Consider the following 13,111-nt stretch of genomic DNA (forward strand, 5'->3'; position numbering starts at 1 on the left):
TCCCTGCGGATCGGGACGCGCGCATTCGATCCGCTGAAAGCTCGGGCGCGTGGCCGATGCTCCGATGTTCGCCGCTGGTCGACTCGACGGATTCTCGTAAAATTCTGGCGTGAGCGCACCTCAGTTTCGCTGGCGCGCGGCCGCGCTGACCGGGGCCGCGGCCGTAGTCGCCGGCTCCGGCGCCGGGACCGCTTGGTGGGCGACCTACCGCCTGCTCATGGCGCAGGCGGGCGTAGCGCGTGGAGTGATCGGCCGGGACACTTCGAAGCCACCCGAAGCGGACGGTATCTACACCCCGGGCTGCGCGGAGCCCGAACCGTGGCGTGCGGGCAAGCATGCCGACCTGCATCTGATGATCTTCGGCGACTCCACCGCGGCGGGCCTCGGCTGCACGGTGGCCGACGAGGTGCCGGGCGTGCGCCTGGCCCGAGGACTCGCCGAGGCGACCGGGCAGCGGATCCGCCTGAGCACCAAGGCGATCCCCGGCGCCACGTCCAAGGGCCTGGCCGGTCAGGTGGACGCGATGTTCGTCGCGGGTCCGCCGCCGGATGCCGCGGTCATCCTCATCGGCGCCAACGACGTCACCAAGAAGCATTCGATCCGCGCCTCCGCGCGCAGGCTCGCCGCTGCGGTTGCCCGGTTGCGCCGTGCCGACGCGGTGGTGGTGGTCGGCACCTGCCCGGATCTCGGCATGGTCGCGGCCATTCCCCAGCCGCTGCGCACCGTCGTGCAGAACTGGAGCGTGCGGCTGGCCAAGGCGCAACACGTGGCGACGACGGTCGCGGGCGGGCAGCCGGTGCGCATGGGTTACCTGCTCGCCCCGGAGTTCCGCGCCGCGCCGGAGTTGCTGTTCGCCGCCGACGGTTTCCATCCGTCGGCCGCGGGCTACGAACTGGCCGCCGCGCAATTGCTCCCGGTGCTGCTGGAGGCACTGGGTGGGACAGGCGCTTTCGGTACTCCGCGACGAGACGTAGATTCGGTACGAACGCGCGAGTAACAACTCCGGTTCGACACAACCGTCCGACCCAAGGAGTCCTCATGCCTGAGGCCGTCATCGTTTCGACCGCACGCTCCCCGATCGGCCGGGCCCGCAAGGGTTCGCTGGTCGACCTGCGGCCCGACGATCTGACCACGCAGATTGTGCGGGCAGCGCTCGACAAGGTGCCTGCCCTGGACCCCGCTCAGATCGACGACCTGATCCTGGGCTGCGGCTCGCCGGGCGGTGAGCAGGGCTTCAACATCGCCCGTGTCGTCGCCGTGCAGCTCGGTTACGACTTCGTGCCCGGTACGACGGTGCACCGGTACTGCGCGTCGTCGCTGCAGTCCACCCGGATGGCCTTCCACGCGATCAAGGCCGGTGAGGGCGATGTGTTCATCTCCGCGGGTGTGGAGACGGTGTCGCGGTATGTGAACGGCTCGGCCGACAGCTGGCCGAACACACAGAACCCGCTGTTCGCCGAGGCGCAGCAGCGCACCGCGAAGACCGCCGAGGGCGGCGCGGGCATCTGGCACGATCCGCGCGAGGACGGCCTGATCCCCGATGTCTACATCGCGATGGGGCAGACCGCCGAGAACGTGGCCACCTCCACCGGCATCACCCGCGAGGACCAGGACCGCTGGGGCGTGCGCTCGCAGAACCGCGCCGAAGAAGCGATCAAGAACGGTTTCTTCGAGCGGGAGATCACCCCGGTGACGCTGCCGGACGGCACCGTGGTCAGCAAGGACGACGGCCCGCGCGCCGGGGTCACCTACGAGGCGGTCTCGGCGCTGAAGCCGGTGTTCCGCCCGGACGGCACCGTCACCGCGGGCAACTGCTGTCCGCTCAACGACGGCGCCGCCGCTTTGGTGATCATGAGCGACACCAAGGCCAAGGAACTTGGTTTGACGCCGCTGGCGCGGATCGTGTCCACCGGCGTGTCCGGCCTGTCGCCGGAAATCATGGGCCTGGGCCCGATCGAGGCGTGCAAGCGGGCGCTGGCGCTGGCGGGCAAGACCATCGACGACATCGATCTCGTCGAGATCAACGAGGCGTTCGCGGTGCAGGTGCTCGGCTCGGCCAGGGAGCTGAAGATCGATGAGGACAAGCTGAACGTCTCCGGCGGCGCGATCGCGCTCGGCCACCCGTTCGGCATGACCGGCGCCCGGATCACCACCACGCTGATCAACAACCTGCAGACCCACGACAAGCAGTTCGGTCTGGAGACCATGTGCGTCGGCGGCGGCCAGGGCATGGCGATGGTCATCGAGCGTTTGAGCTGACCCGCAGACGAAAGGGCGGTCGCCGGATATCCGGCGACCGCCCTTTCGCGTATCGACTAGTCGTTCTGGAAATAGCTCAGCAGCCGCAGGATCTCCACGTACAGCCAGACCAGGGTGACGGTGAGGCCGAGGGCGACGCCCCAGGCCGCCCGCTCAGGAGCCTGCGCGCGGATCAGCTGATCGGCGGCGTCGAAGTCGAGCAGGAAGCTGAACGCGGCGATGGCGATGACCACCAGGCTGAACACGATGGCGAGCGGTCCGCCGTCGCGCAGGCCGAGGCCGCCGTCGATGAAGAAGCTCGCGACCAGGTTGCCCAGCATCAGCACCAGGATGCCGATCATGGCGCCGACGATGATCCTGGTGAATCGCGGCGTCACGCGGATGGCGCCGGTCTTGTAGACCACCAGCATGCCCGCGAAGACACCGAAGGTGCCGAGCACCGCCTGTCCGATCAGCGCGCTACCGCCGACCCCGCCGAACTCGATATTGGTGAACATGAACGACAGCGCGCCGAGGAAGAGGCCCTCGGCGACGGCGTAGGACAACACGATCGCGGGGTTGTCCATCTTGTTCGCGAAGGTCGCGATCAGCACGAGTACCAGGCCGACCAGGCCGCCGCCGATCACGAACAGCGGGGCGAGCGAGGTGTTCGCGTTGGTGAGGCCGTAGGAGATGATCGCCGACAGGGCGAGCACCGCGAGGGTGATGCCCGTCTTCGTCACCACGTCGTCGATGGTCATCGAGCGCGTGGTGGGGGGAGCCTGCTGGTAGGGCTGGGGGTACTGGCCGTACTGCTGCGGGTGCTGGCCGTACTGGTTGCCGAACTGGCCCGCGGAGGTCACGCCGGAACCGAAGCTGGCGTATCCACCGCCCTCCTGCCTTGGCAGGTTCCTGAAAACCGGATTGCTCGTGGTACGCATGTGAACGGCGTCCCTTTCTGGAGTCGTTGCCGCTGTTCATCGAGTTGGTTCACTCGATATCCAACTGCCATGTCCAACGTTTGTCATCCGTCGCGAGTTCCCGGGGAGTCGCGGAGAGCCGGACAATTCGGACTCTACCGTTGCCGCGGATCGTGCAGGCCACGCACCGACCGAGTCACGGTGAATTTCCGGTTGCGGCCCATCACCTCGGTCCGGCCCACCATCCGTTCGACCACGGCGCGATAGTTCAGATGCGAGTTGTACACCGTCCACAACTCTCCGCCGGGACGCAGCACCCGCCCGGTCTCGGCGAACATCTTGATGGCCGATCCGGTGTGCACGGCAGCGCCGATATGGAACGGCGGATTGCACAGCACCAGGTCGGCGCTGTTGTCCGCCGCCGAGGACATGGCGTCGTCGCGCACCACGCACACCCGATCGGCGACTCCGTTCGCCTCGGTGGTGGCGCGCGCCGATGCGACCGCGGCGGCGGATTGATCGGTGGCGATCACTTTGATGCCCGGCCGCGCCGTGGCCAGCGCGACGGCCAGGATGCCGGTGCCGCAGCCGAGATCGATCGCGTCGCGCGCGTCCGGCTTCATCAGTTTCAGATGCTCGAGCAGGAACCTGGTGCCGATGTCCAGACGGGCTCCGGAGAAGGCCGCGCCGTGCGCGACCACGTCGAAACCGAGTTCGTCCAGCCGATCGCGCACCGGGAACGGCCGCCCGGCGACGGGTTTGGGTCCGGCCACGAGCAGGGTCCGCGACTTCTGCCTGCCGCGGCTGGCCCGAACCTCGGAAAAGGATTGCGCCAGAACGTCGTTCATCGACTTGGTCAGATACTTGTCCCGCCCGCCCGCGAACACCTCGACGGCCGGATCCGCGTACCGCGCGATGGCGTCGGCCACTTCGGCCAGCCCGGCCAGCATCCGGGGCAGGCGAAGCAGGACCACCCTGGCATCACGCAGCAACCCGGGGCCGAGCGGGTGCGCCGTGTAGCGATCCGACAGGCCCGCCGCGCGGGCGTTGTTGGCGAGAGCGAGCTCGCCGGTGAGCAGGTCCTGATGCACCCGGACGTCGCGCAGATCGTGCCCCGCGATGGCGCCGAGAGTCAGCGCGCCATAGGCGTCGCCAATGATGGCTACTTTCCCGCTATCCACAGTCGCGAGGGCGTCGGCCGCGACGTCGAGGATCAGCCGATCGGCAGCGTCCACGGCGTAGAGGTTCAGCGCCTCCACGTCCGGATACCGCCGCAACCGGCTCAGTACGTCCTCGACATTTCCCACACCTCAAGTGTGCTAGATCGTTGCCCAATGGTCGCGCCCACCCCGCCGTATCGATCTCGGCAGCTTCCGCTCGCGCGCTGAACTCCATCGTGACAAGCGCTTTCGCGGACACTTCGGGCAGCGACCCTGGACAACACCCGATCGCCGTCGAAGACGTTGCAATACAGCGGACTACGGCATCCCTACGGCCGCCGACTCGCTCGGAACTCCGAAGGGCGATGCACGCACCTCGCCACCGGCCGATGGCGAATGCCCCGCAACGCCCTCCGGTTACGCCGTCCCAGGCCTTCGGCTGAGTAGCATCGGGCCATGCGCAACAGGATGGTGCTCATGGTCGCGGTCGCGGCGGCACTGCTGGCGGGGTGCGGTGACAGCGAGTCGGCGCCGGGTCTCCCGGCCGCGTCGAACACCGCTACGCCGGCCGAGGTAGCGCAGGCCCCTACCCCCGGGGACACCGCACCGAAGCAGGGCAAGCCCTCCGGCGATGCCGCGCTCACGGTGACCGACGTCCGCCTGGGCGGTCAGCCCGGCTTCGATCGCGTGGTCTACGAACTCGGCGGGACCGGCACGCCCGGCTGGATAGTCCGGTACACCGACCGCGCGACGCAGGACGCCAGCGGCAATCCCGTGGACGTGGCGGGCCGGTCGATCCTGGAAGTGCGCATCCTGGGCTCCGCTTACCCGTTCGACAGTGGCGTGACCCCGTACGAGGGCCCGGACCCCGTCGTCGATCCCGCGGTCCCCGGCATCGCGGGCGTCTACCGGACGACCGTGTTCGAGGGCGTGACGCAGTCGTTCATCGGCGTGCGGGCCGACCGGCCCGCCTTCACCGTCACCACGCTGTCCAACCCGACCCGGCTGGTGGTCGACGTCACGACTTCCTAGATACCGGTACCGCCAACGGGTATCCCGGGCAGCGGCGGCTAGACTCGGTACTCGTGGTCGAACGCCGCATACTCCCCGCCGCCGGGCTCGCCCGGCTCCTCGGGGTGCTGGCGTTGCTCGCCGGGGTCGTCGCGATGCACACGGCGGTCTTCGGGTTTTCCGGCCACGCCCATGCGGCCGGAGCACACGGCGCCTTCGCGCCCGCTTCCGAAGCAGTACCCGACCAACTCGGACGAGCTGTCGCCGGGCATGCGACCGACTCTCCGCACCGACACGCGACACCACCCCCGGCCGACGCTCCGACCGGCGACGAGCAACTCCGGCCCCGGAGCGGGGTGCACCGCGACGGCGGGGAACTCACCGGCGACGGCCGGGGGTTCTTCGGCCCAGCGAGCACACCGGTGATCGCTGATGGCGATTCGTTCACCCTGCGAGCCGTCGGGACGACGACCGCAGGCGCGTCATCGCCCCCACACTCGGTCGTCGCGACGCGGATCTCCCACTGCTCGAGCGGCGGGTGCGACGGCGCGCACAGCGCGCTTCACGGCTGCGTGTTCATCTTGGTCGCCGCCATCGCGTTGGCCGCGTTGGTGCTGCTCGGCCGCTTGGCGGTCGATCGCCCCGGCGGCGGCGCGGCACGGCCGCGGCACTGGCGGGCGCGACGGGAACGACCGCCGCCATGGACCGTGCTCACCTTGGCCGAACTGACGATTCTGCGGATCTGACAGCTCCGCCGCCCCCGTGTGTCCGAACCACGGTGGCGGCGCTGTCCACTTCCTCTCCAGATTCCGCACTTCGCAAGGAGCGACCTCATGTTCATCACTCGCACCCGATCGGCCCTCGTTCTCGCCGCCGCGGCCGCGGTGAGCCTCGCCGGATGCGGCGACGCCGACACCGGGCACACGACCGAGCACGGCACTTCGACCACCACGCCGGCGGTCACCAGCGCACCCGCCCCCGCCGTGCACAATGACGCAGACGTGATGTTTCTGCAGATGATGTATCCGCATCACGCCCAAGCCGTCGAAATGGCGCGGCTGGTGCCGAGTCACACCGACAACCAGCAGTTGCGCACGCTCGCCACGCAGGTCGAGCAAGCACAAGCGCCGGAGATGCAGCAGATCACCACCCTCTTGCAGAGCTTCGGCAAGCCTGCGCCCACCGCGGGCGAGGGGCACGGCGGCCACGCGATGCCCGGCATGATGTCGGCCGAACAGATGGCGGCGCTGGGCGCGGCATCGGGCCCCGACTTCGACCGACAGTGGCTGACCATGATGATCGAGCACCACGCGGGCGCGGTCGCCATGGCGCAGACCGAACTGGCCGAGGGCGAGAACGCCGACGCCAAGGCGCTCGCCGAGCGGATCATCGGCGCCCAGCAGGCCGAGATAGCGCAGATGCGCGCCATGCTCGGCCAGAGCTGAACCGCGGCCCCGCGCCGATATCGGTAGGCCATCGATATCGGCGCGGGCCCGCGTGGCGGGTCCGGTCGACCGACGCGCAGCCGGGTATCGCCTTCTCATCGGTGAGGAATGCCGTTGTGCGGCTATAGCATCTGGCCGTTTACTGTCACGCGGAACGGGACGATCACATGACCAGTGGTATCCGGGATACTCGTCCACCCGCCCGGAACGGCCGTCGCCGCGGTTCCGCCGAGCCGGCCACACCGACATTGGCCGCACTGCTGGCCGCCGCCGCTGAGCACAATCCCGACGGTGTCGCGGTGGTCTGCGACGACAGCGAGATCACCTACCGCGACCTCGACGCCCGCTCCTCCCGGCTGGCCCGCACGCTGATCGCCGCGGGCGCAGGCCCCGAAACGGCGGTGGTGGTGGCGCTGCCGCGTTCGCTCGATTCGGTGCTCGCGGTGTGGGCGATCGCGAAGACCGGGGCCGCATTCGTACCTGTCGATCCGGGGCTGCCGCTGTCCCGCATCGCTTTTCAGGTCACCGACAGCGGCGCCGTGCTCGGCCTGACCTGGACCGCCCACGCGGCGACACTGCCCGCCGAGGTGCGCTGGCTCGCGCTGGACGATGCCGAAGTGATCGCGCAGGTGGCGGCGAACCCCGCGAGCCAGATCGCGTACTTCGAGCGCCCCGTGCGACTTCGCGCCACCCACGCGGCCTATCTGATCTTCACGTCGGGATCGACCGGACGCCCGAAAGGCGTCGCCGTAACCCATGCCGGGCTCGCCCCGCTGTGCACCGAACTGGCAGCACGGCACGCGCTGGACAAAGACGCCCGGGTGCTGCACTTCGCGTCGCCGAGCTTCGACGCCTCGGTGCTGGAGCTGCTGCTGGCGATCTGCTCCGCCGCCACGCTGGTGATCGCCCCGCCGACCCTGTACGGCGGCGCCGCACTGGCGCAACTGCTCGCGCGCCGAGCGATCACCCATGCCTTCCTCACCCCCTCCGCGCTGGCCACCATCGAGCCGACCGGACTGCCCGCCCTGCGCTCGGTCATGGTCGGCGGCGAGCCCTGCCCGCCGATGTTGCCCCGGCACTGGGCAACCGACGGCCGCCTGTTCCACAATGTCTATGGCCCAACCGAATCCACCATCGTGTCGACGATCAGCCCGGCGCTGTCGCCGGACGCGCCGGTCACCATCGGTAAGGCGGTGCCCGGCATGCGCTGCCAGGTGCTCGATCACCGGCTGCGCCCGGTCGGCGTCGGCGTCGTCGGTGAGCTCTATGTGTCCGGGCCCGGAGTGGCCAGGGGGTACCACGGCCGCCCCGGCTTGACCGGGCAGCGGTTCCTCGCCGATCCGTTCGGTCCGCCCGGCTCGCGAATGTACCGCACCGGCGACCTCGTCCGGCGCACCACCACCGGCGATCTGGACTATTTCGGCCGGGCCGACGACCAGGTCAAGATCAGGGGTTTTCGGATCGAACTCGGCGAGATCGACGCCATCCTGTCGACGCAGCCCGGTGTCCGGCTGGCCGTGACCGTCGACCGCAAGACCGCCGCGGGGGAGACCACGCTGGCCGCCTTCGTCCAGCCCGAACCGGGCCATGCACCCGACCCGGCCACTCTCGCCGACGCGCTGGCCGCGCTGCTGCCGAAGTACATGGTGCCCAATACGATCACGGTCGTGGATCGGATCCCGCGCACCCCGACGGGCAAAGCCGATCGGCCCGCGCTGCGGGTGCGCGCCCTCGACGAGCCGGACTATCGTCCCGCCGTCGACCTGGGCGAGGAGACGGTCGCCGAGGTCTTCGCACGCGTGCTGGGACGGGAGCGGTTCAGCGCCGACGCCGATTTCTTCGCGGCCGGCGGCAACTCGCTGCTGGCGACACAGGCCGCGGCGCGCCTGAGCGAGACGTGGCGGCTGCGGATCCCGCCTCGGCTGGTATTCGACCATCCGACGGTCGCCACTTTGGCCAAGGCGATCCGCTCACAGCAATTCGACGCGGCACGCCCGGTGCTGCGCGCACGGACCAGGCCGGAGCGCATCCCGCTGTCACCCGCCCAGCTGCGGTTCTGGCTGCGCAACCAGTTCGACACGACGTCCTCGGTGGACAACATCGGCTTCGCGCTGCGGCTGTCGGAGGTGGACATCCCCGCCTTGCGCGCGGCGTTCGCCGACACCGTCGAACGGCACGAGTCGCTGCGCACGAGGTACCCGGCCGACGCGGCAGGACCACGACAGCTGATCCTCGACACCGAGCACGTCGTCGGCGATTTCGCGGTGGAGGACCTGCCCGACGACGCGGTACCCGCCCGGGTCCGCGCGATCCTGCGGCACGGGTTCGACGTGTCGGCCGAGGTGCCGCTGCGCGTCCGGCTGCTGCGCACCCCCAGCGAGTACGTCCTGGTCTGCGCGCTGCACCACATCTGCGCCGACGGCTCCTCGCTGGCGCCGCTGGCCCGCGATGTGGCGCTGGCCTACGCCGCCCGCACCACGGGCGCCGCGCCGGCTTGGCGGCCACCGGATGTGCAGTACGCCGACTATGCCCTGTGGCAGCAGGATCTGCTCGGTTCCCGCGACGACCCCGAGTCACCGCTGTCGCGACAGCTGGCGTATTGGACCGGCGAGCTGGCCGGCCTGCCCGACGAACTCGATCTGCCCGCCGATCGGCCGCGCCCGCCGGTGGCCACGCTGCGCGGCTCGGCCACCCAGCGGTCGGTGCCTGCGAGCTTGCACCGCGACCTTCTCACCGTCGCGCGCGCCCATCGGTCGACGCTGTTCATGGTGATGCGCTCGGCGTTGGCCGTGCTGCTGGGCCGCCTGTCCGGAAGCTCCGACATCGCGATCGGCGTGCCGATGACCAACCGGGCCGAGCCCGCGCTCGCGGATGTCGTCGGCATGTTCGTCAACACCACCGTCTCCCGGACCAGGATCGAGCCCGCGGAGAGTTTCACCGCTCTGCTGCGGCGCACCAGGGAACGCGATCTGATCAACTTCGCGCACTCCGAGGTGCCGTTCGAGCACGTGGTCGACGCCGTCGATCCGACCCGCTCGCCGGGACGCCATCCGCTCTACCAAGTCGGCTTCGCGTTCCAGAACTTCACCCAGGCCACCCTCGACCTGTCCGGGCCGAGCGTGTCGTTCCTGGACGTGGACTCCGACACGGCGAAGACCGACCTGCACATCGGCGTGGTCGACACCCGTGACGACGACGGGGAACCCGGCGAGATCATCATCCGATTCGGTTACAGCACCGACCTGTTCGACGAGCACACGGTACAGCGCTTCCTCGACGGCTATATCCGCATCCTGCTCCGGATCGCGGCCGAGCCCGATGCCGTGGTCGGCGACATCGACATCATGGACCCGGTCGAGCACAAGCGCATCCGGTCCTGGGGCGCCGGAGCCGAGCACGACGTGCGGGCCGAGCCGCTCGTGGCCGCGACGGTGCGGCAGGCCGCGGCGACGCCGGACGCGATCGCCGTGGTCTGCGGGTCCGAGACGCTCACCTACGCGCGGCTGCTCGAGCAGTCCGCACGGCTGGCTCGCTGGCTGATCGAACAGGGCGTGGGCGCGGAGACCGTCGTCGCGGTGGCGATGCGGCGGTCGATCCAGCAGGTCGTCGCCCTGCACGCGATCCTGGCGGCGGGCGCGGCCTGGGTGCCGATCGACCCTGGTCACCCGGCCGAGCGCATCCGGTACGTGCTCGAATCGGCGGCGCCCCGGTGCGTGCTGACCACCGCGGCGGACGGCTTCACGGCCGCCGAGGCGCACGACGTCGACGCCATCGACCTCGACCGCTTCGACGCGGAACCGGTGCTCGACGCCGAGCGCCGGACACCGTGGCACGCCGACCACCCCGCCTATCTCATCTACACCTCCGGGTCGACCGGCCGCCCCAAGGGCGTGGCGGTCGGTCATCGCGCGATCGTGCATCAGCTCGCCTGGATGCAGGCGGAATACGGAGTCGACGCCACCGACGTCTACCTGCACAAGACTCCCGCGACCTTCGACGTGTCCTTGTGGGGCTACTTCCTGCCACTGCGCGCGGGCGCACGGCTGGTTCTGGCCGGACCGGACGAGCATCGTGACCCTGCGGCGTTGTGCCGGCTGATCGCCGAACACCGGGTGACGCTCACCGATTTCGTTCCCGCGATGCTCACCGTCTTCGCCCAACAGGCGACCGCCGACGAATTGGCTTCGCTGCGAGCGGTTTTCGTCATCGGCGAGGCGCTGCCACCCGAAACCGCGCGCGCCTTCGCGAATGTGGCCGGGGCCGAGTTGCACAATCTGTACGGACCCACCGAGGCGGCGGTGAGCATCACCCGGCACGCCGTCTCGGCCGCCGATCGCACCGCGGCGACCGTATCCATCGGCGTGCCGGAATGGAATTCGCGCTGCCACGTGCTCGACGACCGCTTGCGGCCCGTTCCGGTGGGTGTGGCGGGCGAGCTGTATCTGGGTGGTGTTCAGCTGGCCCGCGGCTATCACGGCGCTTCCGGACCGACCGCGGCGCGGTTCGTCGCCGATCCGATGCACCCGGGCGAGCGGATGTACCGGACCGGTGATCTGGTGCGCTGGAACCGGATCGGGACCCTGGACTATCTGGGCCGCACGGACTTCCAGGTCAAGGTCCGCGGTCACCGCATCGAGCTCGGCGAGATCGAAGCGGCCCTGCTGGCCGACCCGGCGGTGGGCCGGGCGGCGGTGGCGGTCAAGGGCTCCGACACCGGAGATCGGCTGGTCGGCTACGTCGTCGCCGCGCCGGGGGCCACGGTCGACCCGGACGCGGTGCGTCGGTCGGTCGCTCGGGTGCTGCCCGGCTACATGGTGCCGTCGGCGGTGCTGGCGCTCGACGCGTTCCCGGTGAACACCAGTGGGAAGCTCGACCGCGCCGCGCTGCCCCAGCCGGTGTTCGCCACACGCGCGGGCGCGCGTCCCGGCACCGCGCTGGAGCGCGCGATCGCGGAGGTCTTCGCCGACGTGCTCGCGGTTTCCCCGATCGGGGTGGCCGACGACTTCTTCGAACTCGGCGGGTCCTCACTGCTCGCCTTCACGCTGCACCAGCGGCTGTCGGAGCGGCTCGGCCGCGACGTGCCGATGTCGGCCATCCTCGCGACCCCGACCGTCGGCGGCCTCGCCGCGCGGCTGGCGGGCGGGTCCGCTGCCGCCGCCGCGACGCCGGAACGCGATGCCGTGCTGGAGCCGGAAATCGGTATCGCGGGGTGCGAGCCCGCGCACACCGGTCCGCCGCAGGAGATCCTGCTGACCGGCGCGACCGGCTTTCTCGGCGTACACCTGCTGCAAGCCCTGCTGAACCGCACCGAGGCGAGGGTGTGGTGCGTGGTGCGCGCCGCCGACGCCGAGGAAGGCATCGACCGAATCGTGGGCGCGCTGAGCCACTACCGGCTCTCCGGGACCACCGCCGCGGAGCGGATCGTCGTGGTGGCGGGGGATCTCACCGCACCGCGCCTCGGCTTGGACCCCGCCGACTACGACCGCTTGGCCGACAGCATCGACGCGATCTACCACAACGGCGCGCGCGTCAATCACGTCGACCCCTACGCCCGGCTACGGCAGGCCAACGTCGAAGGCACCCGCGAGTTGTTGCGTCTGGCGACGACGCGGCGGGTCAAGCCGTTCCATCTGATCTCCACCATGGGCGCGGCCGTGGCCCCGACGCCGGAATCGCCGGTGATCACGGAGGACGTCCGCCTACGTGCCGGGCAGGTGCCGGGCAACGGCTATCTCGCTTCCAAATGGGTCGCCGAGGAACTGGTCCGCCAAGCGGGCGAACGTGGCGTGCCCATCGCCATCTACCGTCCGAGCACCATCTGCGGGTGCCCGCACATCGGGGTGAACAGCACACAGGACGCGCTGTGGAACATGGTGCGAGCCGCCGCGCTGCTCGGCATGGCGCCCGACGTCGGCGACGCCACCGTCTCCTTGGTTCCGGTGAGCTATGTGGCGCGCGCGATGGTGGAGATCTCCGTTCGTCCGCGCTCGGAAACCGTCTTTCACCTGGTCAACCGGGACCCGGTAGCGGTCGGGGAGATCCTCGCCAGCCTGCGCGCGCACGGGTTGCCCGTCGCGACGATGCCGGAGGACATGGTGCGCGCGGGCCTGGCCAGGGAAGCGCGGCGCCGCGACGCGCTCGGCGACGATTCGCTGGTGCGCGCGGCCATGCTGAGCCGCGACTTCGCGGAACTCGCCGGCCACATGGAATGGGCCGACGAGCACACTCGCGCCGCGCTCGCGGGCACGGGCATGGAATGTCCGAAGGTCGACCGTGCGGTGGTGGACACCTTCGTCCGGGAGTTCATCGAGTCGGGTTTCCTGCCCCGGGATTGAGA

General features: G+C 70.0%; 8 protein-coding genes. 6 read left to right on the plus strand and 2 right to left on the minus strand.

What is annotated here, in order from left to right; genetic code table 11:
- The first annotated feature begins 109 nt into the window (after positions 1 to 109).
- Positions 110 to 997: an SGNH/GDSL hydrolase family protein gene (locus ON21_RS23525; RefSeq protein WP_051021262.1), complete on the plus strand. Its 888-nt coding sequence runs from the start codon at positions 110 to 112 to the stop codon at positions 995 to 997.
- Positions 998 to 1,038: 41 nt separating this feature from the next.
- Positions 1,039 to 2,259 (plus strand): acetyl-CoA C-acetyltransferase, encoded by a 1,221-nt coding sequence (locus tag ON21_RS23530; protein WP_039800819.1) that lies wholly within the window; start codon positions 1,039 to 1,041, stop codon positions 2,257 to 2,259.
- A 56-nt stretch (positions 2,260 to 2,315) separates the two neighbouring features.
- Here ON21_RS23530 and ON21_RS23535 read toward each other — a convergent pair whose 3' ends face one another.
- Both ON21_RS23535 and ON21_RS23540 read right to left on the minus strand, forming a co-directional pair.
- Positions 2,316 to 3,179, minus strand: coding sequence for a Bax inhibitor-1/YccA family protein (locus ON21_RS23535; protein WP_039800820.1), 864 nt, complete (start codon positions 3,177 to 3,179; stop codon positions 2,316 to 2,318).
- Positions 3,180 to 3,313: 134 nt separating this feature from the next.
- Positions 3,314 to 4,465 carry a class I SAM-dependent methyltransferase gene (locus tag ON21_RS23540; RefSeq protein WP_039800823.1) on the minus strand — a complete coding sequence of 384 codons (1,152 nt, stop codon included), beginning with the start codon at positions 4,463 to 4,465 and terminating at the stop codon, positions 3,314 to 3,316.
- A 309-nt stretch (positions 4,466 to 4,774) separates the two neighbouring features.
- Here ON21_RS23540 and ON21_RS23545 point away from each other — a divergent pair, with 309 nt between their 5' ends.
- The 4 genes from ON21_RS23545 (at position 4,775) to ON21_RS23565 (ending at position 13,109) form a co-directional block, all read left to right on the plus strand.
- Positions 4,775 to 5,350, plus strand: a complete 576-nt coding sequence (locus tag ON21_RS23545; protein ID WP_039800825.1) for an AMIN-like domain-containing (lipo)protein — start codon at positions 4,775 to 4,777, stop codon at positions 5,348 to 5,350.
- A 53-nt stretch (positions 5,351 to 5,403) separates the two neighbouring features.
- Positions 5,404 to 6,075 carry a hypothetical protein gene (locus ON21_RS38640; protein ID WP_157170935.1) on the plus strand — a complete coding sequence of 224 codons (672 nt, stop codon included), beginning with the start codon at positions 5,404 to 5,406 and terminating at the stop codon, positions 6,073 to 6,075.
- 87 nt (positions 6,076 to 6,162) lie between these two features.
- Positions 6,163 to 6,774, plus strand: coding sequence for a DUF305 domain-containing protein (locus ON21_RS23560; protein WP_039800828.1), 612 nt, complete (start codon positions 6,163 to 6,165; stop codon positions 6,772 to 6,774).
- A gap of 167 nt (positions 6,775 to 6,941) precedes the next feature.
- Positions 6,942 to 13,109 (plus strand): non-ribosomal peptide synthetase, encoded by a 6,168-nt coding sequence (locus ON21_RS23565; protein ID WP_083880832.1) that lies wholly within the window; start codon positions 6,942 to 6,944, stop codon positions 13,107 to 13,109.
- Positions 13,110 to 13,111: the final 2 nt, after the last annotated feature.

The sequence above is a fragment of the Nocardia araoensis NBRC 100135 genome (assembly GCF_000308435.1).
In the GTDB taxonomy this organism is placed as follows: Bacteria; Actinomycetota; Actinomycetes; order Mycobacteriales; family Mycobacteriaceae; genus Nocardia; species Nocardia araoensis.